At 66.9% G+C, this 22912-nt stretch carries 16 protein-coding genes; 5 read left to right on the top strand and 11 right to left on the bottom strand.

Annotation, left to right across the window (positions count from 1 at the left end; genetic code table 11):
• Window positions 1-68 precede the first annotated feature (68 nt).
• On the top strand, window positions 69-887 hold the full coding sequence (locus AC1RM6_RS15545) for a helix-turn-helix transcriptional regulator (RefSeq protein ID WP_493102735.1): 819 nt from the start codon (window positions 69-71) through the stop codon (window positions 885-887).
• A gap of 27 nt (window positions 888-914) precedes the next feature.
• On the opposite strand, the gene AC1RM6_RS15540 is transcribed toward AC1RM6_RS15545, so the two are convergent.
• The 3 genes from AC1RM6_RS15540 to pepN all read right to left on the bottom strand — a co-directional run bounded on the left by AC1RM6_RS15540 (window position 915) and on the right by pepN (window position 6330).
• A complete protein-coding gene (locus AC1RM6_RS15540) occupies window positions 915-1853 on the bottom strand; it encodes a LysR substrate-binding domain-containing protein (RefSeq protein ID WP_493102733.1) in 939 nt (312 codons plus the stop codon).
• 58 nt (window positions 1854-1911) lie between these two features.
• Window positions 1912-3621, bottom strand: a complete 1710-nt coding sequence (locus AC1RM6_RS15535; protein ID WP_493102731.1) for an amidohydrolase — start codon at window positions 3619-3621, stop codon at window positions 1912-1914.
• 108 nt (window positions 3622-3729) lie between these two features.
• Entirely contained in the window at window positions 3730-6330 is a 2601-nt protein-coding gene (gene pepN / locus AC1RM6_RS15530) for an aminopeptidase N (RefSeq protein WP_493102729.1), read from the bottom strand.
• Window positions 6331-6402: 72 nt separating this feature from the next.
• Here pepN and AC1RM6_RS15525 point away from each other — a divergent pair, with 72 nt between their 5' ends.
• Window positions 6403-7191, top strand: a complete 789-nt coding sequence (locus AC1RM6_RS15525) for a Rossmann-fold NAD(P)-binding domain-containing protein (protein WP_493102727.1) — start codon at window positions 6403-6405, stop codon at window positions 7189-7191.
• Here AC1RM6_RS15525 and AC1RM6_RS15520 read toward each other — a convergent pair.
• The 6 genes from AC1RM6_RS15520 to AC1RM6_RS15495 form a co-directional block, all read right to left on the bottom strand.
• Entirely contained in the window at window positions 7178-8074 is an 897-nt protein-coding gene (locus AC1RM6_RS15520; RefSeq protein ID WP_493102725.1) for a DMT family transporter, read from the bottom strand. The genes AC1RM6_RS15525 and AC1RM6_RS15520 overlap by 14 nt on opposite strands.
• A gap of 16 nt (window positions 8075-8090) precedes the next feature.
• Window positions 8091-9095, bottom strand: a complete 1005-nt coding sequence (locus tag AC1RM6_RS15515; protein WP_493102723.1) for a threonine aldolase family protein — start codon at window positions 9093-9095, stop codon at window positions 8091-8093.
• Between the two features lie 126 nt (window positions 9096-9221).
• The gene (locus tag AC1RM6_RS15510; RefSeq protein ID WP_493102721.1) at window positions 9222-10712 is read right to left on the bottom strand and encodes a porin; all 1491 of its coding nucleotides are present in this window, start codon (window positions 10710-10712) and stop codon (window positions 9222-9224) included.
• A gap of 84 nt (window positions 10713-10796) precedes the next feature.
• The gene (locus AC1RM6_RS15505) at window positions 10797-11834 is read right to left on the bottom strand and encodes a substrate-binding domain-containing protein (RefSeq protein ID WP_493102720.1); all 1038 of its coding nucleotides are present in this window, start codon (window positions 11832-11834) and stop codon (window positions 10797-10799) included.
• Window positions 11835-11932: 98 nt separating this feature from the next.
• Window positions 11933-13333, bottom strand: a complete 1401-nt coding sequence (locus tag AC1RM6_RS15500; RefSeq protein WP_493102718.1) for a glycosyltransferase family 39 protein — start codon at window positions 13331-13333, stop codon at window positions 11933-11935.
• Window positions 13320-16667 (bottom strand): glycosyltransferase, encoded by a 3348-nt coding sequence (locus AC1RM6_RS15495; protein ID WP_493102716.1) that lies wholly within the window; start codon window positions 16665-16667, stop codon window positions 13320-13322. The genes AC1RM6_RS15500 and AC1RM6_RS15495 overlap by 14 nt, the downstream gene beginning before the upstream one ends.
• A 154-nt stretch (window positions 16668-16821) precedes the next feature.
• Here AC1RM6_RS15495 and AC1RM6_RS15490 point away from each other — a divergent pair, with 154 nt between their 5' ends.
• The 3 genes from AC1RM6_RS15490 to AC1RM6_RS15480 are packed head-to-tail and all read left to right on the top strand — an operon-like array spanning window position 16822 to window position 18733.
• The gene (locus AC1RM6_RS15490; RefSeq protein ID WP_493102714.1) at window positions 16822-17979 is read left to right on the top strand and encodes an isovaleryl-CoA dehydrogenase; all 1158 of its coding nucleotides are present in this window, start codon (window positions 16822-16824) and stop codon (window positions 17977-17979) included.
• Window positions 17976-18236, top strand: coding sequence for a hypothetical protein (locus tag AC1RM6_RS15485; RefSeq protein ID WP_493102713.1), 261 nt, complete (start codon window positions 17976-17978; stop codon window positions 18234-18236). The genes AC1RM6_RS15490 and AC1RM6_RS15485 overlap by 4 nt, the downstream gene beginning before the upstream one ends.
• A gap of 35 nt (window positions 18237-18271) precedes the next feature.
• On the top strand, window positions 18272-18733 hold the full coding sequence (locus AC1RM6_RS15480; protein WP_493102711.1) for a nuclear transport factor 2 family protein: 462 nt from the start codon (window positions 18272-18274) through the stop codon (window positions 18731-18733).
• Window positions 18734-18754: 21 nt separating this feature from the next.
• Here the strand turns inward: AC1RM6_RS15480 and AC1RM6_RS15475 are convergent, their stop codons facing one another.
• Entirely contained in the window at window positions 18755-19540 is a 786-nt protein-coding gene (locus AC1RM6_RS15475; protein WP_493102709.1) for a S1/P1 nuclease, read from the bottom strand.
• Window positions 19541-19562: 22 nt separating this feature from the next.
• Window positions 19563-22832, bottom strand: a complete 3270-nt coding sequence (locus tag AC1RM6_RS15470) for a TonB-dependent receptor domain-containing protein (protein ID WP_493102707.1) — start codon at window positions 22830-22832, stop codon at window positions 19563-19565.
• Between the last annotated feature and the right edge of the window lie 80 nt (window positions 22833-22912).

Below are 22912 nucleotides of genomic sequence, written 5' to 3'. Positions count from 1 at the left end.
CGATGGACAGATCGCCGCCACGTCCGCCATGCACGCAACATCCCTCCTCGTGCTCGGCAGGATGCGATATGGATCTGCTCACCCGGCAACATCGCTTCTCCTTTCACGAGGGATATAGCGAGGGGCGCCCCTATACCGCGTGCTACCGCGGCAGCCGGGCCGAGATATCGCTGATATCCGAAGGGTCGGTCGAATTCGTCGTCGACGGCCGGTCGCGCCGCGTCGAGGCGCCGGCGCTGACCTGCCAGAGCTATGATCGCCAGCTCGAGGTCATTCCGCAGGTGGGCCGGCGCACGCGGACGATGTGGTGCTATTTTGCCGCGGACCGGCTGGCCGATGCCGACCGGATATTCCTGCGCGCGCTTCCGCCCGCCATCCCGATCGTCGACAGTCTGGCCGCCATGTTTCGCGGCGCGGTGCCTCTGCTCCGACCGATCGCCGAGGCGGTGGCGGGCATGCCCGCGCCCGACCGCCCCGACGACATGCACATGGTCCGCCAGGCGCTGGGGGCGGCGATCTTCTCCGAATATATAAGATGTGCCTCGTCGGCGCGGGCGGCGAAATCCGACATGCCGCCCGCCGTCCAGCGGGTCAGGCTCGCAATCGACGAGGGCTATGGCGCCCCATGGAATCTCGAGAGCCTTGCCGATGTGGCCCAGCTCAATGCCAAATATCTGGTCACGCTGTTCAAGCGTCATCTCGGCGATACGCCGATGTCCTATCTCTGGCGGGTCCGCGCCGAGGCAGGCTTGGCGATGCTGCGGCAGAGTCGGTTGACAGTCGAGCAGATCGCCTTCGCATGCGGCTTTCAGAGCGCCGCCCATTTTTCGCGTTCGATCAAGCAAAGCTACGGGCGTTCCCCCCGCACCTTCCGAAACCATAGCTGAGAATGACCGGGCGCGGCGGGCTCGTTCTCACCCCGCGCAGGCGAGCGCCTGCGCCGGGGTCCGCTCGATCAGCCAGCGGCGGAAACGGGCGAGCCCGGCCGCGTTCCAGCGATCGCCGCGCGCCATCAGCCGATAGCTGCCGAGCTGGATCGGCGCGAAGGGCCGGTCGGCGGCGTCGAGCCTGACCAGCCGGCCCGCTTCGAGATCGTCGCGGAGCAGCAGTGGGTTGGCGAGCGCGATCCCCTGCCCCTGGCGGGCGGCGTTGAGGGTCAGGTGCGCATGCCACAGCCGCGTGCCCGGCAGGGTTTCGGGCGGCGTCACCGCCTGACCGAAGAACCAGTGGCGCCATTCGGCGTCGCTGTCCTCGTGCAGCAGACTGTGGCCGAGCAGGTCGGCGGCCGTCGCGAGCGGCCCGATCGCCCGCGCCACCGCGGGGGCGGCCACCGGAAAGACCAGCGGGCGCGCCAGTTCGAGGCTGTGGACATGCGCCGGGACGTCGGCCTCTTCCCACAGCCGGATATAGCGGATCGCGCCGTCTATATCCTTGGTGCGGAAATCGGGAATGTCGTCGGCCGGCCGGAAATCGAGATCGATGTCGGGATTGGCCTCGACGAAGGCCCCGAGCCGGTCGGACAGCCACAGGAAGGCAAAGCCCGGAATGCACCAGATCCGCAGCCGCATCCGCTCCTCGACCTGGGTGAGTGCGCCGGTCGCCGCGGCGATCGTCGCCAGCGCGCTTTCGATCTCGCGATGATAGGCACGGCCGGCATCGGTCAGCCGATAGCCGGCGCCCTCGCGCATCAGCAGCGCCTGGCCGACCCAGGCTTCGAGCGCGCGGACATGGCGGCTGACCACCGCATGATCGGTGCCGAGTTCCTTGCCGGCCTTGCGGATGCCGCCGAGGCGCCCGACCGCGTCGAAGGCCCGCAACGCGGCGAGAGGAGGAAACAGCTTGCCGTTGGCCATGGCGGCATCTTCGACGCGAAGCCGGCCGCCGTCCATAGCGCAGATGCGTGCAGCGCCCTCAGTGGCCGCGCTCATAGACGAGCTTGCCGCCGACGAAGGTCATGTCGACCCTGGTCTGGAGCAGCTGTTCGGCGGGAACCGTCAGCGGATCGCGATCGAGGACGATCATGTCGGCAAGCCGGCCGGGTTCGAGCGTCCCTTTGACCTTCTCCTCCCACGATAGAAAAGCGGTGTTGGCGGTGTACATGCGGATCGCCAGCGGGCGGGATATCGCCTCTTCGGCGCCATGGACCCTGCCGCTCGGCCCCTTGCGGGTCACCGCCGCGTATAGGCCGACCATCGGCCCGATCGGCAGATTGTCGCTGGAGAAGGCGATGAAGATGCCATGGGCGAGCGGGGTGGCGACCGAATTATTGTGCGCCAGCCGCTCGTCGTCGAGCCATGCCTCGTAACGGCCTTCGAGATTGTAGAGGAAATTGGGCTGCTGGGCGATCATGATGCCGTCTTCGGCCATCGTCTTCATCGTCGCCTCGGGCGGCATGATCGTGAAATGGTCGAGGAACCAGCGCCGGTCCTTGCCGGTGCGGCCGGGCCCCTGAATCGTGCGCAGCGCATGGCTATAGGCATCGACGGCATGGACGATCGCGGCATCGCCGATCGCGTGGAGCGCCATCTGCCAGCCGTTGCGCGCGCAATCGTCGACCATCGCCTGAAGTTCGGCATCGGTCATCCGCGGCTTGCCGCGGAACCCGGGCATGCCCTTGTAATCCACCAGCATCCACGCCGCCGGGCCGGTGAAGCCGCCGTCGACCGAGGATTCGCCGATGCCGCCGATCCGCACCCTTGTGTCGCCGTCGCCGCTGCGCATCGGAAAGGCGGCAAGCCGCTCGGGCCCCGGATAGGCGATATAGGTCGTCGCGCGCGGCAGATCGGCACCGATCTCGTCATAGATCGCGCGCAATCGCCGATAGGTGAGCCCCGAACCCGGTGCGGCGATGCCGCCTTTGCCGACCGGCTCGTCGTCGATCGTCGTCGTCGCCGAATGGAAGCTGGTGATGCCGAGCGCCAGCAGCCGCTTCATCGCCGCGATATAGGTCGGCCGCAGCGCCTCCCAGCTCTCGGGCGGCACCAGCCGGCTGTAGAGATCGATCCGCTCGCGGATGACGCCATTGGGTTCCCCCGCCGCGTCATGCTCGATCACCCCGCTGTCGGGATCGGGCATCGCCCGGTCGACGCCGGCCAGGCGCAGCGCCATGCTGTTGCCGGTCACGCTATGGCCGCCCGCGCGGACCAGCATCACCGGGTTGGCCGGCGCCGCCTTGTCGAGATCCTGGCGCAGCGGCACCCGCTTCTCGGCGAGTAGCGCCTCGTCCCAGGTGGCGCCGGTGATCCATTCACCCGGCCCCAGCTCGGCCGCCTTCGCCTTGATCCGCGCCTGGAGATCGGCGATCGAGGCGACCCCGGTCATGTCGATCTGGCGATGCGCCATCGGCTGGATATGGACATGGGTGTCGTTGAAGCCCGGCATCAGCACCCGGCCGCCGAGATCGACGGTGCGCGCCGCGCTGTAGCGCCGGGCGATGTCGTCGCCACCGACCGCGACGACCTTGCCGTCCTTCACCGCCACCGCCGACGCGATCGTGAAGGCCGGATCGACCGTCAATATCTTGCCATGGACGAGCAGCAGATCGACCGGCTCAGCCGCGATCGCCGGCGCCGCGACCGCCAGCATCAGCCCCAGAATCATCGCACCGCTCTTGCCGATCATCGCCCCGTCCCCCGCTATCCCCGGAGGGATGCGGAGCGTGAAGCCGGCCGGCAAGGTGTCAATTGAACCCTTCTGGTGCGCAACGCGCACCAGCCAGATCGGGCAAATCTAGCCGAGGCTCTTCGAGACCTGTTCGAACACGTCCTTCGACAGTCCGGGCGTGGCGACGATCCGTTCGAGTTCGGCGCGCATCAGCGAGGCGCGGTCCTCGGCGAAGCGGCGCCAACGGCCGAGCGGCGGCACCAGCTTGGCGGCGGTCTGCGGATTGAGCTTGTCGACCGCGAGCACCATGTCGGCGAGGAAGCGATAGCCGCGCCCCGACGCATCGTTGAACATCAGCTGGTTCGCCGAGAAGGCGCCGACCAGCGACCGCAGCCGGTTCGGGTTGTTCAGGGTGAAGTCGGGGTGGCGGGTGAGCCCCTCGACGAGGTCGAGCGTATCGCCGCGGATCGACAGCGCCTGCGCGGTGAACCATTTGTCGAGGACGAGGCCATTATCCTTGTAGCGCGCGTAGAAAGCCTCGAACGCCTGGTCGCGTTCGGCGGCATGGCTGTTCGACAATATGCCGAGCCCGCCCTGGCGGTCGGTCATGTTGTCGGCGGCATCGAACTGCGCCTTGGCGAGCGCGGGGCCGTCCTCGGCGCCGCTGGCGACGATGAAGCCGAGCGCGATCGAACGCAGCCGGCGCGCGCCCTTCGCCTGGGGGCCATGTTCGAAGCGGTTGGCGCGCGAGCGGTCATAGGCCTCGCGCCAGCTGTCCTCGAGCTCGGTGCCGAGATCGCGGCGCAGCGCCTCGCGCGCGGCGTTGATCGCCACCGGATCGACCACCAGCATCTGGTCGCCGATGAAGCCCTCGGACGGCAGCAGCACCGCCTCGCCGATGAACGCCGAATCGAGCGCGGGATTGGTGAGGGTCTGGCGCACCGCCTCGATCACCGGGCCATGATCGGCGCTGCCGGTCGAGACCGCCGACACCATCGTGTCGACCATCAGCTGCTGCATCGCCTCGTAACGGGCGAAGGGATCGTCGTCATGCGCCGACAGGAAGGCGAGGTCGGCCGCCGAACGGTCGGATTCGATCACCACCGGCGCCGAGAAGCCGCGGTTGATCGACAGCACCGGCCGTTCGCCGATCCCTTCGAAGGCGACGTCCATATGCGCGCTGTCGAGCATCACCAGCCGCTCGGACTCGAACGGCCGGCCGGTCTTCTCGCCGAACAGCGCGATCCGAAGCGGGATCGGCATCGGCGCCTTGTCGGGCTGGCCCGGGGTCGGCGGCACCGTCTGTTCGAGCACGAGATGGGCGCGGCCGGTCGCCGGCTCATGGGTCAGGCTCGCCTTGACCCGCGGGGTACCCGACTGCGCATACCAGAGCCGGAACTGGCCGAGATCGGCGCCGGTCGCGTCCTCCATTGCCAGCACGAAATCCTCGCAGGTCGCGGCGGTGCCGTCATGGCGTTGGAAATAGAGATCGGTGCCGGCGCGGAACTTGCGCGCGCCGAGCATCGTGTGGAGCATCCGGATCACCTCGGCGCCCTTGTTATAGACGGTCGCGGTGTAGAAGTTCGAGATCTCGATATAGGATTCGGGGCGGATCGGGTGGGCAAGCGGCCCGGCATCCTCGGGGAATTGCGCGGCGCGCAGCCCGCGGACATCCTCGATCCGCTTGACCGCGGGCGACCCCTGATCGGCCGAGAAGCTCTGGTCGCGGAAGACGGTGAAGCCTTCCTTGAGCGAAAGCTGGAACCAGTCGCGGCAGGTGACCCGGTTGCCCGACCAGTTGTGGAAATATTCATGCGCGACGACGCCCGCGACCGCGTCGAAATCCTGGTCGGTCGCGGTGTCGGGATCGGCGAGGATGTAGCGCGAGTTGAAGATGTTGAGGCTCTTGTTCTCCATCGCGCCGAAGTTGAAATCGGCGACCGCGACGATGTTGAATTCGCCGAGATCATATTCGCGGCCATAGACCTTTTCGTCCCAAGCCATCGACGCCTTGAGCGCGGCCATCGCATGGCCGGTCTTGGGCAGGTCGGCCTCGGCGACCCAGATCGCCAGCTTGACCTCGCGGCCGCTCATCGTCGTGAAGCTGTCGATATTGGCGACGAGGTCGGCGCCGACCAGCGCGAACAAATAGGTCGGCTTCAGGAAGGGGTCGTTCCAGCGCGCATAATGGCGGCCATCGGGCAGATCGCCGCTTTCGACCAGGTCGCCATTGCACAGCAGCACCGGGAAGCGCGCCTTGTCGCCTTCGAGCCGCACGCTGTAGCGGCTGAGCACGTCGGGGCGGTCGGGGAAGAAAGTGATCCGGCGAAACCCCTCGGGCTCGCACTGGGTGCACAACATCCCCGACGAGGCATAGAGCCCCATCAGCTGGGTGTTGGCCTCGGGGCTGATCACCACCTCGGTCTCGACGACATGCGCCGTGCCGGGCAGGTCGATCAGCAGGTCGGGCCCGGCCATCCGCCAGGCATCGGCGGCGGGCTCGCCGTCGATCCGCACCGAGACCGGGGTCAGGCCGTCGCCGTTGAGGCGGAGCGGGCGGCCATGGTCGCCGCCATTGCGGCGCACCTCGAGCCGGGCCTTCACTATGGTCGCGGCGGCATCGAGGGTGAAGTCGAGCGCAACGTCGGGGACGAGCCAGTCGGGCGCGCGATAATCTTCGCGGTGGATGACGGGCGGGGTGCTGGCGGCGGCCTGAATATCGAGCATGCGACGGGGTCTAACTCCGCCTTATCGAGGAAACAATGGTTAGCGGGGCTGCTCCGGGCTACACCCTAGGGTATGTCTTCGCTGCTGATCTTCGGTCCGGGCTACACCGCCTCGCGCATCGCCGCCGCGCTGGAAGCGCAGGGCTGGCGGGTCGCGCGGATCGATCGGACGACGATCGATGACGAAATGGCAGTTTCCCGCGCGATTGCCGCCGCGACCCATATCCTTTCCTCGGTGCCCCCCGCCGGCGAAGACGATCCGGTGCTCGTCCGCCATACGGCGATGCTCGCGCAGAGCGATGCACGCTGGATCGGCTATCTGTCGTCGACCGGGGTCTATGGCGACACCGGCGGCGCCTGGGTCGACGAGAGCGCGCCGGTCGGCCGCGGGCGCCGAAGCGGGCGCACCGCCGCCGACCTGGCATGGCAGGCGCTCCACCCCGAGTCGCGGATATTCAGGCTGCCCGGAATCTATGGTCCGGGGCGGTCGGCGATCGACCGGGTTCGCGAAGGCCGGGTCCACCGGGTCGACCTGCGCGACCAGGTGTTCAGCCGCGTCCATGTCGACGATATCGTCGGCGGCGTGCTGACGAGCATCGCCCGCGGCCCGGCGGGAATCTACAATCTTGCCGACGACCGACCCAGCAGCCAGAATCAGGTAATCGAGGCCGCCTGCGACCTGCTCGGCCGGCCATGGCCGCCCTTGCTCGATCTCGACGCCGCGGCGCTGTCGCCCGCCGCGCGCGCCTTCTATGCCGAAAATCGCCGGGTCGCGAACGGCAAGGCGCGGCGGCTGCTCGGCTGGACGCCGCGCTTTGCCGACTATCGCGCCGGTTTGCGCAGCCTGATCAGCGCGACCTGATCGCGACGAGCAGGCCGCCGAGCGCCAGCGCCGCGCCGGCAACCGCGCTCGTCGACCAGCGATAATCCTCGACGACGGTCGAGATCGCCATGGCAATGATCGGGATCAGCACCCCGCTATAGGCCGCTTTCGCAGGGCCGATCTGCCGGATCACGAAGAAATAGAGCGGATAGGTCACCGCCGATCCGAACAGCCCGAGATAGAGGGTGCCGAGCAGGAAGGTGGGGCGCGGGTCGATCGTAGGCGGTCCGGCGGTGACGAGCGCGAAGGCCGCGCTGCAGCTCGCGCCGATCAGCATCGCCCAGGCCATCGCCGGCACCGGCGGCAGCTGCCGGCCTCGGACGCTCGCCTGCATGACGTTGGATCCCGACGCCGCCAGCACCCCGAGCAGCGCAAGCCCGATTCCCGCCAGCACCTTCGCATCGCCGAGCGCTGCATCGGCCAGTTCGTGCGAGAAGAGCAGCGCCATCCCCATGATCGAGATCGCGGTGCCGACCAGGAACAGCCGCGAAACCCGGTGGCCCAGCAAGAGCCACGACAGCAGCATGTTGGGCACGATCAGCAGCGCATAGATCATCGCCACCACGCCCGAGGTCACGCTGCGTTCGGCCTGATAGACGCACAGGAAGTTGAGAAAGAACTGCAGCACGCCGACCCCGGCGGCGAAGACCATGCCCTCGCGTCCGATCCGCGCCGAGGCACCCGACCAGCGCGCGAAGGCGAACATCGCCGCCGCGGCAACGAGGAAGCGGTAGCAGACCGCCCAGCCGGTCGGCACGCTGGCGGCCTGGTCGCGCACGACGATCCAGGTCGATCCCCAGATCAGCGTGACGATGACGAAGGGCAGGACGACGCGCGGCGGCACCGCGGCGGGTGCGGTCATGCTTGGCCGGTCAGGGTCACAGCGCGGCGATCGCCGCGCCGAGCGCCACCACCTCCGCCTCGGGCTGGCTCCAGCTCAGCACCAGTCGGATCACCCCCGGGCTCCAGTCGTAGAAGTCGAAGCCCTGTGCCCGCAGGCTTGCCGCCTCGTCGGCGGTCATCCGCACGAAAAGCTCATTCGCCTCGACCGGATGGACCAGCCGATCGCCCGCGGCGGCAGCGATCCGGCGCGCGCCTCCATTGGCGGCACGCGCGTTGCGCCGCCAGACATCGTCGTCGAGCATCGCCAGAATCTGCGCGGCGGCGAAGCGCCCCTTCGACAGGAGATGGCCGGCACGCTTGCGGCGATAGCGGGTCGCCGCGGCCAGTTCGGGATCGAAGAAGATCAGTGCCTCGGCCGACAGCCCGCCATTTTTCACGAAGCCGAAGCTCAATGCGTCGATTCCGGCGCGCCAGGTCAGGTCGCCCGGATCGCAGCCGAGGTTCACCACCGCATTGGCGAAGCGGGCGCCATCCATATGGAAGCCGAGCCCGCGCGCCTTGGCGACCTCGCCCAGTGCTGCGACCTGATCGGGGGTGTAGACCAGCCCATATTCGGTGGCGTTGGTGATCGACAGCGCCGCCGGCTGCATATGATGGACGTCGCCGGTGCGGATCGTAGCAAGCCGCGCGGTCACCGCATCGGGCGTCAGCTTTGCGCCTTCGCCGCCGACCAGCAGCAGCTTGGCCCCGCCGGTGTAGAATTCGGGGGCGCCGCATTCGTCGACCTGGATATGCGCCTCGTCATGGCACAGCACCGCCTGGTGCGACTGCGCCAGCGCGGCGAGCGCGAGCGAATTGGCGGCGGTCCCGCTCGACACCCACAAGGCCGCGACCGGGGTTCCGAACAGATCCGAAAAGGCCCCGTCGAGCCGTTTGCTGAGGGCGTCGCCATCATAAGCGGTGTCGACCTGGTTGGCGGCGGCGATCGCCGTCATCACCTCGGGACAGACGGGGGCGGCGTTGTCGGAGAAGAAGCGCATGACGCTTCGATTGCGGGGCGCCGATGCGCAAGTCAACGGCCGCACCGTGCGCGGCAAGGAAAAAGGGCCGGCAATGCACGCATCGCCGGCCCCCAGATTTCAGACGACGCTATGCTTCGATCCGGATCAGAACTCGACCTGCGCGCGCATCGCGATCGAATTGAAATCATAGTCCTTGTCGAGCGCGAAACCCGGGCTCGGATCGATCGTGGTGGCACGCGGCCCACCGTTGACATGATGCCGGCTATATTCGGCCATCAGCCGGATATAGTCGATCGGGTTCCAGATCAGGCTCGCCTGATATTCGGTCTCGCGGCCGCCATTGACATAGTTGGGCGCCGCCAGCGCCGCACCGCTGCCGGTCGCGTCGTTGAGGTTCACATAGTCGATCCGGCCGTTGATCTGGAACGCGCCCCAGCCCCCCTGATCGACCGGGTGCAGCACCTTGGTGCGGTCCCAGCGACCGCCCTTGTAGCCACGGCTCTCCCCGGTCAGGTAGAAGCCGACCTCGCCATAAGCCGACCAGAAAGACGGGTCGCCGGTGTAGAAGGCGGCGCCGTTGACGCCATTGTTAGCGCCGAAGGTCTTGCCCGGTGCATAGCCGCGCACCCAGATCTTCTGCGCTTCGGCGACCGCATGGATCGGCCCGTGGATCGCCGCGAGCTCGGCCCCCAAAGTGGTGTCGCCGTCGGCGGCGATCAGGCCGGTGTCGACGAAGCGCTGATCGGTGATCTGGGTCGCGGGACGCGCGCGATACTGGACATTCTGGATATCGCGCTTCGCCTTGCGATATTGCGCGTTGACGCCGAGGTGGAGCTGGGTTTCGCCCCATTTCGGACTCCACACGGTGCGGCCCGCAAGCTGCCAGCCGGTGCGGTCGAAGGTTGCCGGATTTTCGTTGATCTCGGTGCTGAAGATACCGGCGGTGACCGACAGGTCGCCGGTCGGATTGACATAGCCGATGGTGGCGCCGAGCCGGCGGTTATAGACGAAGGCGTCGGTGAACTGCGACCGCTCCATCATCGAGCCGAGCCGCGAACTGGTCATCGATTCGAGGCTGGACAGCGGATACATGTTGCCGACGGTGACGATGATCGGCGACCCCGGCTTCTGCCAGCTCAGGGTGATGTCCTCATAATCGACGGCGCCCTGGGCGAGGTTGAACTCGACCTTGTAGGCGAAGCCGCCCGGCATCGTGCCCTCCGCCCCGAACACGAGGCGACGGGCGCGGGTGTTGAAGCCGAGATTATTATAGTTGAGACCACCGACGGTGCCGGCACGGGTCGGCCCCGGGATCGACACATAGCCCGCGTCGAACTGGACGAAGCCCTTCGGCTTGAACGACCAGCCGGCGCCGCTGTCGGCCCATTGCGGCGCGCCTTTCCACGACGGTGCGGCGCCCGCGACCTGTTTCTTGAGCGCTTCGATCTGCGCCTGGAGCGCTTCGACCTGCGCGGCGAGAAAGGCGGTCTGGGCGGCGATGTCCTCGGCGGTCGGCGCCGCCTCTTCGGTGGGCGCTTCGGCAGGTGCAGGCGTATCCTGCGCAAAAGCGGGCGCGGCGACGACGGTCAGCATGCTGGTGGCGAGCAGGCCCGCCACGATCTTGATGATCTTCATGGTTCCCCCTTTCGGGTCGATGTCGTGACTTCGGGCAACGGCCCGCCGGCTCGTACCGTGCGGGCCGTCAATCCCCTGCCGGCCCTATTTCAGGACTGCGAAATCGAGCGGCGTGAGCGTCGCGGCGATCTGGGCCGACTTGGCGCGGACCGCATCGGGCGAGGCGATCAGGCCGCGCTGGGCGAGATAGCCGGTCTTGCTCCAGGTCGCTTCCTTGGTGAATTCGGCCAGATAGGGCTTGATCGCCGGGATCGCGCGGACATGGGCGAGCTTCACATAAACATAGAGCGGACGCGCGCCCGGATATTTGAAGCTGGCGATGCTGTCATAGGTCGGGACGACGCCGTTGATGGCGATACCCTTGATCTGCGAGGCATTTTCTTCGAGATAGCTATAGCCGAACAGGCCGACCGTGCCCGGATTGGCCTCGAGCTTCGAGACGATCAGATTGTCGTTCTCGCCGGCTTCGACATAGCCGCCATCCTCGCGCACCGCGGTGCAGATCGCCTTGAACTTGGCTTCGTCGCTCTTCTTGAGCGCGGCCATCGCGGCATTCTTCTCGCAGGCCGCGGTCATGATCAGCTCGCCGAAGGCGTCGCGGGTGCCCGAGGTCGGCGGCGGCCCGTAGACCTGGATCTTGAGTGCAGGCAGCTTCGGATTGACGTCCTTCCAGGTGACCGCCTTGTTCGGCTTGCCATAAGGGGTCTTCGCGACCGCCTTGTAGATGTCAATGTCGGTCAGGCCCGACAGCGGCGAGGCCTTGGCGGTCGCGACGGCGATACCGTCGAGGCCGACCTGGACTTCGGCGACTTTCGACACCCCGTTCGACGCGCAGGTCTTGGCTTCCGATGCCTTCATCCGGCGCGAGGCATTCTCGATGTCGGGGAATTGCTCGCCGACGCCGGCGCAGAACAGCTTCATGCCACCGCCGGTCCCGGTCGATTCGATGATCGGCGCGCCGAATTTCGGGTTGGCACGGGCGAAGCGCTCGGCGACCGCGGTCGCGAACGGATAGACGGTCGACGATCCGACCGCGCGGATCTGGGTGCGCGCCATCGCCTGCACCGGCAGCATCGCCGCGCCCAGCGCCGCACCGGCGAGAATGAGATTTTGCAGCTTCATGGATTATTTCCCCTCGAGCGCCATTGTTGCTCTGAGGTTGCTGCTATGCCGGGCTGATGCCAAAATAGTGACGTTTATATTACAATTTTATGACATCCTCAGCGCGCACCGGTGCCAAACGCGGCCATTTCCAACACAGCCACCAGCATGAACGGCACCATCGCCCATAAAGCACCCACTTTCCCGGGCCTTGCCACGCAGGCCCGCCAATCGGCGAACGCCACCGCCAGACCGATCATCACCGCCAGCATCGTCCATAAATTATAGCGCAGGTCGCACGAGACGCTGATCGCGGCATAGCCGCCGCCATAGAGCAGCGCCGAAACCGCCATCGCGGTCACGAACCGGCGACTCGGCAGCCCGGGCGCGATCACCAGCAGCCCGATGGCGATCGCCAGCCAGCTGATCGGCCGGCCGAACGGCGACCATGCCATCCACCGCGCCGCCACGCCGACCGCCCTCGTCAGCCCGTTGGGTATGAAGCGGAGCCCCAGGTCATTGGATTCGCTCATGATATAGACCGCGTCGTTGGGGATATCGGCGACGAGGAAGCGCCAGTTCCAGTTGAGATGCGCCAGCCGGTGCGCGGCATAAGGCAGCGGCGCGGCGGTCACCGCCTTCAGCCAGATCGCGATCGCGCCGCGATGATGCCGGTCGGCATAATCCACCAGCGAATCTTCGGCCGGCGCGCAGCCATCGTCGTCGATCTGGCCGTAGAGTCTGGGATTGTAACAATAAGCGGTGAGCCGCGCCGCCTCGGCATTGCCGAGCGAGGGATAGGGATTGCCGCCGCCATGCGCGGCGATGCCGGCAAGATCGAAATTGACGAGCGAGAAGATCGGCCGCGATTTGGTCGGCGCCAGCATCGCATCGTTGATCAGCCAGCCGGTGAACGCCAGCAGTGCCGCCGCACCGATGCCGGCGATCAGCATCCGCGCCGGCGTGCGCACCCAGTGGGCAGGCAGCAGCATGACGATCAGCGGTGCCGCCGCGAACACCGCGTTGAAGCGGGTCGCACTGGCGACGACGATCAGCGGCAGGGCGAGGACAGCGAGCCACCAGCGCCGCGGGCGATCCTCGCGTCGCAGGATCAGCGCCGTCGCCATCACCAGCAGGCAGGCGAGCAGCGAATCCTTGAGGATCGATCCGATCTCACCGAAGCCGATCGGCAACGACGCGAAGACGATAATGGCGGCCGCCGCCGGCATTCCGGCCCGGCGTTGCAGGATCAGCGCGATCGACGCGATCCCGGTCCAGTAGAGCAGGACATCGAACAGCAGGAACGGCGCGCTGCCATGGTGGAGGTGAATCAGCTGGCGCCAGAACCAGGCGGTGACCGGCGGATGCCAGTCGTCATAATGTCCGGTGAGCGCCTGGCCATATTGGACGACGGTGTCGGGGGTGATCACCCCCCAGTGAAAGGCGTAGAGCTGAAGCGCGCACAGCGCCGCCGCGATGGCGGCAAGGATCAGTCGTTGCGCCGGCTCAGCTGTCCGCACCGACGCGGCCGCTGCGTTCGAGCTTGCCCCAGCCGACCTTCGGACCGCGCATCGCCTGGGTGATCGCCTTCAGCACGACATAATACATGATCTGGCGATAGCCGATCCGCTGCGGGATCAGCAACCACAGCAGCCGCCATTTCTCGCGCCGTTCGAGTGCGAAGGCGATGAACGCGGCGAGCAGATCGATCGCGGTGAACACCAGCCAATAGGTCAGCATCTTGTCGATGTCGGTCTGGGTCTGCTCCCAGCCATGCTGGCGCACCGACACCCAGGTCGCGAACAGGCTGATCAGCAGCGCGAGATCGATCACCGGCGAGATCGACGCGAGCAGGATCTGGAAGACGATCGCCTGTGGCAGGCCGATCCGCGCCAGCCCGCGCGGCCGGCCCTCGCGGATCACAGCGCCATGTTTCCACAGGCACTGGAGGGTGCCGTAAGCCCAGCGGAAACGCTGCTTGGCAAGGCCGCGGAAGCTTTCGGGGGCCTCGGTCCAGGCGACCGCATATTGGTCATAGGTGACCTTCCAGCCCTTGCGCTGGATCGCGATCGTCAGGTCCTGGTCCTCGGCGAGGGTGTCGGGCGGATAGCCGCCGACCGAGCGGATCGCCGCGAGCCGCCAGGCACCGACCGCGCCCGGCACCACCGTGATCGCATCGAGCCGCGCCAGCGCGCGCCGCTCGAGATTCTGCGCGGTGATATATTCGAGCGCCTGCCAGCGGGTGACGAGATTGACCCGGTTGCCGACCTTGGCGTTGCCCGCGACCGCGCCGAGCTTCTCGTCGACGAACCAGCGCGCCAGCCGGGCGATCGTCGCGGGTTCGAACTGGGTATCGGCGTCGAGCGCGATCACGATCTCGCCCTGCGCGCGTTCGAGCCCCTTGTTGAGCGCACGCGCCTTGCCGCCATTTTCGAGGGTCAGCAGCCGCACCCGGGGATCGTCGGCGAACAATTCGGTGACGATCGCGCTGGTACGGTCCTTCGATCCATCGTCGATGACGATCACTTCGATCCGCACGTCGCGGCTGTCGAGCACGCGCCGCACCGAGCGTTCGATCACCCTTTCCTCGTTGAAGGCGGGGATCAGCACGGTCACGAAGCGGTCGGGATCGATCGCCGGGAAGATCGTCAGGCTTTCGCGGCGCGCCTGCCACAGCGCGAGCGCCGACAGGGTGACCGCGCGCAAGATGCCGACGCTGATCGCCACCAGGAAAATCCATTTGAGCGCGACCACCATCCCGCCGAGCGAGCTGAACAGCGCCAGATCGGCCTCCGCCGCCAGGCGATCGCTGCTGGAAATCGGCGGATTGACCTGCTGGTGGCTCAGCCCGGCGAGGGTCGAGACCGGAACGAAGCGATAGCCGCGCGCGCGCAGTTCATGGATCAGGATCGGCAGCGCGGCGACCGTCTGCGAGCGGTCGCCGCCCGAATCGTGGAGCAGCACGACCTGCGCGCTGAAGGTCGGGCTGGCGCTTTCGACCCCGTCGATCGTGCGCTGGACGATCTCGTCGACCCCCGGCCGTTTCCAGTCGTCGGGATCGACATGGAGGCCGACCGACAGATAGCCGCGCGCCTGCGCCTCGGCGACCGGCACGATTTCGTCGGCGGTGGTCGGTTCGGCGTCGCCGAAATAGGGTGCGCGGAACAGGCGGAGCGATCGGCCGGTATAGGCCTGGAACAGCCGCTGGTTGGCGTTGAGTTCGAGCGCGGTCTCGCGCACCGTCGCCTCGGCGAGATTGGGATGGGTGTAGGTATGGCTGCCGACCTCATGCCCCTCGCGCACCAGCCGGTCGAGCAACGGGCGCTGGGTCAGCGCATTTTCGCCGACCATGAAGAAGGTCGCCGGCACCTTCTCGGCCTTGAGCACGTCGAGGATCTTCGGCGTCCACACCGGATCGGGACCATCGTCGAAGGTCAGCGCGATCAGCCCCGGGCGATAGCCGGTCCGCTGGATCTGATAGGGCGAGGGCAGCCGGTCGAAGCGGATATCGGTGATCGCCCCTTTGCGGTCGGTGACGACGTGGCGATGGCCGGGCACCGGCACCGCGCCGATCCGCAATATCTCGCCATTGCCTTCGATATCGACATTGGTGCCCGCCGGAATATCCTCGATCGCCGCAGCCGGCGGGATCGACCGGCCGCGGCCGAACATCGTCCAGATCGACGGATCTTCGGTGCCGAGCCGCCACAGCCCGACCGCGTTGAGCCCCATCGCCTTGAGCGCGGTCACCTGTGCGCGCATCGCCGCGGCATCGAGCAGCCAGATGTCGTGGCGCACCCCGCCCTCGCTATAGGCGAAGCGGCTGTTGGCGCTGGCCCGGTCGAAGATCGGGGTCACCCCCGAATCATGCGCGGTCAGCCAGACATCCTCGACCGAATGCGCGATCGTGTCGCCGCCCTTCTGCCAGTCATAGGCATAGGAACCGAGCGCGACGACGACCTGCGCGCGCGGGACCCCGCGGACCGATCGCGCGACCGACGCCGCGAACCAGTTGGTGCTGGCGATCGGGCCCGGATCGCCGGGTTCAGAATGCTCGTCATAGGCCATCAGGAACAGCCGGTCGGCCACCTTGGCATAGGCCGGCAGGTTCCAGTCGTCATTGCCGACCGGCACCGCGATCGCGACGATCAGCCCCTGCGGTGCGAACCGCGCCTTCGCCTCGGCGAGGAAGCGGCGATAATAAGGATGGGCGTCGGCGGGCAGTTCCTCGAAGTCGAAGAACACCCCGCTCGCCTGATTCTGGATCAGCAGCGCGTCCATCCGGTCGAGCACCAGCTTGCGCTGGACGGGGTCCTTGAGCAGCGCGGCGATCCCCTCGCCGTCCCAGCCGCCGTCGAGCGCGTTCTGGACCATCGGCATCAGCTTCGGCCGATGGCGCGCGCTGCTCAGGATCGCCTTGCCGCGCGGATCGGGGAAACTGGTCACCTTGTGATCGGGCCCGGTGATCGAGATCCAGCCCGGGATCACCCAGTCGACATCCTCGACATGCCGCGCGAGCGACGCCGACGAGGCATCGTCCCACGGCGCATGGAAGACATAGCTTTGCGGCACCGTGCCGGGCGCTGTGGGATAGCGGCCGAGCATCCGTTCGACGTTGCGGAAGATATGGCGGATCTGCCGGCCGCCATGGCGGACCAGCGTGTCGTCGGGGGCGGGCTTGAGCGCCGGCCGCTCGACATCGAACGGCAGCGGACTTTGCGGCACCACCGCGATGATCGAACCGACGAAAACCCCGATCGACAGCAGGATCAGCAGGATGAACGCGATCAGTGCCGCACCGAAACGCCGTCGCCTGCGCCCCGACGCATCGAAGAATATGGGCCTGTCGTCCATAACCTAGCGCGTCCACACCTAACTCGGGTCCCCATCATGGACCGCCGCAACTCCGCGGTTAGAGGCGCGTTCGACCATTTTTTCAAGGGGGTCGCACCGCACCGCCGGCCTGTGTAAGAGACGTAATAAAGTTTCAAAGATGGAGAAGGACCCGATGGCCCACGCGCTCGATTTCGCTCTCGGCGAGATGGCGGATGCGATCCGCGAGACCACCGAGCGGTTCGCGCTCGACAAGATCGTGCCGATCGCGGCCGAGATCGACGCAAGCAACGAATTTCCGCGCGCGCTGTGGCCGCAAATGGGTGCGCTCGGCCTGCACGGCATCACCGTCGAGGAGGAGTTTGGCGGCCTCGGCCTCGGCTATCTCGAACATGTCGTGGCGATGGAGGAGGTATCGCGCGCCTCGGCGTCGGTGGGCCTGAGCTATGGCGCGCATTCGAACCTGTGCGTCAACCAGCTCCGCCGCTGGGGTAATGACGAGCAGAAGCACCGCTATCTGCCGAAGCTCATCTCGGGCGAACATGTCGGCAGCCTCGCCATGTCCGAGGCCGGCGCCGGATCGGACGTCGTGTCGATGACGCTCAAGGCCGAGAAGCGCGGCGACCGCTACATCCTCAACGGCACCAAATTCTGGATCACCAACGCGCCGCATGCCGACACCCTGTTCGTCTATGCCCGGACCGGCGAAAAATCGCTGTCGACCTTCATCATCGAGAAGGGCTTCAAGGGTTTTTCGGTCTCCAAGAAGCTCGACAAGATGGGGATGCGTGGCTCCGACACCGCCGAACTGGTGTTCGACGATTGCGAGGTGCCCGAGGAGAATCTGGTTTCCACCGAGGGCCGCGGGGTCAATATCCTGATGTCGGGGCTCGATTATGAGCGCGCAGTGCTCGCCGCCGGGCCGATCGGGATCATGCAGGCCTGTCTCGACGTGGTGCTGCCCTATGTCAGCGAGCGCAAGCAGTTCGGCAAGCCGATCGGATCGTTCCAGCTGATGCAGGGCAAGATCGCCGACATGTATGTCGCGCTCAACTCGGCGCGCGCCTATGTCTACGCGGTCGCGCGCGCCTGCGACGCCGGCCGGACCACCCGGTTCGACGCGGCAGGCGCGATCCTGCTCGCCAGCGAAAATGCGGTGAAGGTCGCGCTCGAGGCGATCCAGGCGCTGGGCGGCGCGGGCTATACCAAGGAGTGGCCGGTCGAGCGGCTGCTGCGCGACGCCAAGCTCTACGACATCGGCGCCGGCACCAACGAGATCCGCCGCTTCCTGATCGGCCGCGAACTGATCGGCGCCGGATCGATGGGGGTATGAGCGATGCCGTCGTCACCGCGCTGCAATGGTATGGCGCGGTGGCAGGGGCGATCGCCGCGCTGATCGTCTCGCTCGATCTCGGCCGTCGCTGGACCGGGATCGGCTTCGTCATCTTCGTGACCTCGTCGATCGCGCTGATCGCCTGGGGTTTCCTGAGCAGCGAAGCCAAGGGGATCGGCACCCAGAACATCATCCTGCTCGTCATCAACCTGATCGGCGTCTATCGCTATCTGGTCCGCAAGAAGGCGCCCGCCTGAGCGCCCGATCGCGGCCGACCAAGGGGAGACGATCGATGGCGATGACGATCCTGCTGCCGTTGCTGGCCGCCGCCGCAGCGGTGCCTGCCGATGCCGCGGCCGAGCGCGCAGCGGTGATGCGCACGGTCGATGCGCTGTTCGCAGGAATCGCCGCGCGCGACGCCGCCGCGATCGCCAAGACCGAATATGCGCCGGGCGGCGGCGCCACCGTCGCGGTCGAGAAGGAGGACGGCAGCCGGACGATCACCCATCGCAGCTGGCCCGAGGTCAATGCGCGCTTCGCGCCCGGGCCCGAACGCTATGCGGAGACGATAACCGATCCGACCGTGCTGATCGACGGCGATATCGCGATGGTGTGGGGTCGCTACAGCTTCTCGATCGACGGTAAGCTCCACCATTGCGGGGTCGACCATTTCGACCTGGTCCGCGAGGCCGGCCAGTGGAAGATCGCCAATCTCAGCTGGACCCAGCGTACCACCGGCTGCGGCGCACGATGATCGGCTCGCGCGCCGATCGGATCATCGTGCACGGAACAGGGCGTTGAGATAGGCGGCAAGACGCAGGCCGCCCTTCGTCAGGCATTGTTCGAGGATCGCCTTGTTCGCAAAGGCATAATCCTTGCCGATGACCGGATCGGCCGGATAGATTTGCCGTCCGAGCGCCGCGCTTTCCGCGATCCACAGCCGGGGATCGGGGTTGCCCAGCCCCGCGACATCGTCTCGTCCCAGTCGCGCGACCAGCCAGGACGCCCATTCGCTGTACGCAAGCTGTTCATGGTCGATCAGGCCATAATCCCAGACCTGATGGAGATTCATCGGCGCACCGAAGATGGTCACCGCGATATCGCCGCCGCAATGATCCCGGCCATTGCAGGCGTGGAGCGGCTGCTGGAGATCGCCGACGATATGGATGACGAAGCGCAGCGCGCGTTGCCGCTCGCCGAGCGGCGCCCTGCTGTCGCGAAGGGTCGCGGCAAATCGGCCGAGGGCGACGAAAGCATCGCCCTCGGCCGGCACGTTCGCACCGTCATAATGGCCGCCTTCGTCCACGACCACCGCGTGGAAGGCGCCGGCGGTTCGCCAATAGGGATCGGGGCTCTGCCGCATGAAATCGGGCCAGGTCGACGCCTCCGCGAGGCTTTCCGGACCCAATATGGCCTTCACCGCCGACCGTGCGTCGCCGCCGAGATAATGTTCGGCGATGGCACCGACAATCCGGTGGCCGGTGTTGCCCCAGGCCAGCGCGGCCGTCGGCGACAAGGCCAGGATCGCCACGAGCGCGATCCCGGCAAAGGGCCCGAACATCCGATCACCCGATGTCATCGGCTCAGAACTTGGCCGTGGCGCCGAGGAAAAAGCCCATCCCCATAGCATCATAGGTGGTGGGATAGGTGTTGGCGCGCGGGTTCGACACGATCGGCGGCGCATGGTTCAGGACATTGTTGATCCCGCCGTTGATCTTGATGCCGGCCGTCGCCTGATAAGCGAAGGCGATGTCGAAATATTGCTGCGCCTTGATCCGCGGGTTGACCAGATCGGCCAGCGCCGGCGCATTGGCGGCGCCCGCGCGCTTCGGCAGCAAATAGGTGTCGATCATGACCGAATCGATGAAGCGGCCGCGGATGCTCAGATCGAGCGGGCCGGTCCGCCATGTCACGCGGGTCACGCCGCGAAATTCGGGGATCGGCTCGCCGCAGGTAGTGCCGAACGCCCCGACGCAGCGATTCTTGATGTTCGGCAGGGCCGCGACCGGGGTCGAGGTGAATGCCCGTGTCCATGTCCAGTTGGTGCTGAAGTCGATCCGGCTGGTCTCTCCCAGGCCCGGAAATCCGAAGTCGAGATCGACGCCGTAACGCGCCGCGACGTCGATGCCGGAGGTCTTGAGCGATCCCGTATTCGCCTGGAGGATCTTGGCGGTGTAGGGATTGCTGATCTCGCCCGTGACCGGGTTTCGCGCGATCGCCTTGCAGAACGGGCTGTCTGCGTCCTGGATGACATTGTAGCAGAGGTTCAGCGTGTTGTTCAGACCGCCGCCGAGCGGCGCGATCGCCCCGTCGAGGGTGATGTCGAAATAATCGACGCTCAGCGACAGTCTCGGGATCGCCTTGGGGGTCAGCACCACGCCCAGCGTGTAGGTGTCGGAACTCTCCACCCCCAGCTGCGGGTTGCCGCCATAAGTGGCGGTGACGAGATTGTTGGGCTGAACCGTCTGGGTGAAGACGAGATTCGCGGGCACTCCGCCCGCGACGCACAGCGCACGCGTCGCCGCAGTCTGCGATGCCAGCGGCTGCCGGCTGGAACAGGGATCGACCGCCGCTTCGCTGCTCTGCCGCAGGCCACCGAACAATTCGCCGACATTGGGCGCCCGCACCGCACGCTGATACTGGCCGCGCAGGGCGATCCCGTCGTCGACGCGCCATTCGACGCCGCCGAGATAGGTCCAGACGCCACCGACGCCCTTCAGATCATAGTCCGAATAACGGAATGCGCCGTTCACCCCGAGCCTGCGGATCAACGGCAGATCCGCGAGCAGCGGCACCTTCACCTCGCCATAGAGTTCGCGGGCGGTGATGCTGCCGCTGGTCGGCAGGCTAGCCGGAAAACCCACGGCGTCGCCCGACGCCAGGAAACTGTCGGGATCGTAGCGGGCCGACGATCTGCGCCATTCGGCGCCGAGCGAGAAGGCCACCGGCCCGGCGGGCATCGCGAAGAGCTGGCCCGAGAGATTGGCCGCCGCGACCTGCTGGCGCGCCCGTGCGCGGTTGGTCGCGTCGCCGATGATCGAATCGACGCCGGCCTGCGACATGTTCTGCCCGAAGATGTTGAGCAGCGGCTGTGCGCCGCCCACCGACAGCAGTCCCGCCTGAAAGCGGGTCCGCGAGATATTGCCGTCCTGCCGGTCGGTCTGGCGGGTCTGGGCGAAGCTGTAATAGATATCGTAGGACAGATCGCTGAGGATATCCGGCGAAACGCTGCCGATATTGCCCCGTAAACCGGCCACGCCCCGCACGACATTGCGCTCGCTGCGGTTGAAACGCGGCCCGACCTCGACCAGGCGGCGGGCGAGCGTCAGTGCCGCCAGGCCGTCCCCCGGCCGGTTGGTCGCGCTGGATGTCCGCTCGGCGAGATCGAGCTGGTTGAGCAGCTGCTGCATCGGCGCGCTGAGATAGGGGTTGTTGGTGTTGACCAGAAAGGTCCCGCTGATGCTGGCGGGCGCCAGCTGCTGGTCGACCTTGTTCCGGCTATAATGGAATTCGCCATAAGCGGTCGCCCGATCGCTGAATTCGAAATGGGTGAAGCCGTTCACCATCCAGCGCTGCTGCGGAACGATCAGATAATTGTCGGGCTGGAGATTGTAATTATCCTCGGGGTCGAGCGCCGGCCGTGCGGTGGTGCCCGCATCGTTGAAGGTGAAACCACGCGCGCCGAGGCCGCCCAGCCCCGCCGCGACCAGCGCCGCGTCGAGCGCGGGGTTCGAGGTCGACGAGCCGACCGTCGGCACGCCGGTGAAGCGACCGTTGGGAATGTCGCCGCTGCCGCTGGCGATCAGCCCCGGTACGCCGCCGGCGGCACGGCAGGTCGATCCGGTCGGCACCTTGAACGGGGTCCCCGCGCCGCGGGGATCGAACGAATCGGGGGTGGCGCAGCCGTCGACCAGCCATTTCGGGGCGAAGCTGCCGCGATCCCGCCGGGTGACGGCGCCGCGATCGAGATAGTTTCCCGACACGGTGATATTGCCGCGGCCATCGGCGAAATTATGGCCGAGCGTAAGGTCCAGGCTGTAGGTCGGCGTGGTGGTGGGGCTGTCGAGATTGAGCTGGCCGCCCAGTTCGATGCCTTGGAAATCGTCGCGCAGGATGAAGTTGATGACGCCGGTGATCGCATCGGATCCGTAGACCGCGGAGGAGCCGCCGGTGACGATTTCGGTCCGCTTGATCAGCGCCGAAGGGATGGTGTTGAGGTCAGTGACCTGTTCGGGACCCGAAATCGTGAAGCGGCGTCCATTGACCAGCACCAGGTTGCGGGTCGCGCCGAAACCACGGAGATTCACGTCGGCGGTACCGCCGGGGACGACATTGCCATAGGCGCCGCCGTTGGTGGACGGCACGAACTGCGTCGAATCGTTGAAGATGTCCTCGACGTTGATCACGCCCGACAGCCGGATGTCCTCGGCGCTGACGACCGCCACCGGCGTCGCGCTATCGCGGATATTCTGCGCGATATGCGACCCGGTGACGACGATGTCGTCGCCCTCCTGCGTTTCCACCGCCCTGGTGTCGGCGATCGGCCGGGCCAGGTCCGCGCCCAGGCTGATCGTCGTCGCGCTGCGGGCGACGGGGCGCAATCCGGTGCCGACGAGCAGGCGCTCGAGCGCAGCGTCGACCGTCATCATGCCCTTGACCGCCATCGTCCGCTTGCCGGCAAGCCCTGCCGCCGGTGCGACGATCTGCACGCCGGCCTGGCGCCCGAACGCCGGAATGCCCTTGACCGCATCCTGTGCGCGCAGGTCGAACGTACGGATCTGCGCGAGCGCCGGATGAGAGCCGCACGCCATCGCCGCGACAATCGCCGCGCCACATCCCGTCATCAATCGCATCTGAAGCCCCTGTAGGTTGCCGGCCCTCGCCGGCCTCGCGGGGTAGATGCGGGCCGCGGCCGCTTCCGCCACCGGCCGCA

The sequence above is a fragment of the Rhizorhabdus sp. GW822-FHT03C02 genome (assembly GCF_058801765.1).
Note: the sequence above shows the minus strand (reverse complement) of the source record. Positions and strands in the feature narration are given on the sequence as shown.

Excerpts from the sequence above, each read along its gene's own strand:
- AC1RM6_RS15480 (WP_493102711.1), top strand. The coding sequence starts at position 18,272 with ATGGCGATGACGATCCTGCTGCCGTTGCTGGCCGCCGCCGCAGCGGTG.
- AC1RM6_RS15520 (WP_493102725.1), bottom strand. The coding sequence starts at position 8,074 with ATGACCGCACCCGCCGCGGTGCCGCCGCGCGTCGTCCTGCCCTTCGTC.
- AC1RM6_RS15475 (WP_493102709.1), bottom strand. The coding sequence starts at position 19,540 with ATGTTCGGGCCCTTTGCCGGGATCGCGCTCGTGGCGATCCTGGCCTTG.
- AC1RM6_RS15485 (WP_493102713.1), top strand. The coding sequence starts at position 17,976 with ATGAGCGATGCCGTCGTCACCGCGCTGCAATGGTATGGCGCGGTGGCA.
- AC1RM6_RS15505 (WP_493102720.1), bottom strand. The coding sequence starts at position 11,834 with ATGAAGCTGCAAAATCTCATTCTCGCCGGTGCGGCGCTGGGCGCGGCG.
- AC1RM6_RS15495 (WP_493102716.1), bottom strand. The coding sequence starts at position 16,667 with ATGGACGACAGGCCCATATTCTTCGATGCGTCGGGGCGCAGGCGACGG.
- AC1RM6_RS15510 (WP_493102721.1), bottom strand. The coding sequence starts at position 10,712 with ATGAAGATCATCAAGATCGTGGCGGGCCTGCTCGCCACCAGCATGCTG.
- AC1RM6_RS15535 (WP_493102731.1), bottom strand. The coding sequence starts at position 3,621 with ATGATCGGCAAGAGCGGTGCGATGATTCTGGGGCTGATGCTGGCGGTC.
- pepN (WP_493102729.1), bottom strand. The coding sequence starts at position 6,330 with ATGCTCGATATTCAGGCCGCCGCCAGCACCCCGCCCGTCATCCACCGC.
- AC1RM6_RS15470 (WP_493102707.1), bottom strand. The coding sequence starts at position 22,832 with ATGCGATTGATGACGGGATGTGGCGCGGCGATTGTCGCGGCGATGGCG.
- AC1RM6_RS15490 (WP_493102714.1), top strand. The coding sequence starts at position 16,822 with ATGGCCCACGCGCTCGATTTCGCTCTCGGCGAGATGGCGGATGCGATC.
- AC1RM6_RS15540 (WP_493102733.1), bottom strand. The coding sequence starts at position 1,853 with ATGGCCAACGGCAAGCTGTTTCCTCCTCTCGCCGCGTTGCGGGCCTTC.
- AC1RM6_RS15525 (WP_493102727.1), top strand. The coding sequence starts at position 6,403 with ATGTCTTCGCTGCTGATCTTCGGTCCGGGCTACACCGCCTCGCGCATC.
- AC1RM6_RS15515 (WP_493102723.1), bottom strand. The coding sequence starts at position 9,095 with ATGCGCTTCTTCTCCGACAACGCCGCCCCCGTCTGTCCCGAGGTGATG.
- AC1RM6_RS15545 (WP_493102735.1), top strand. The coding sequence starts at position 69 with ATGGATCTGCTCACCCGGCAACATCGCTTCTCCTTTCACGAGGGATAT.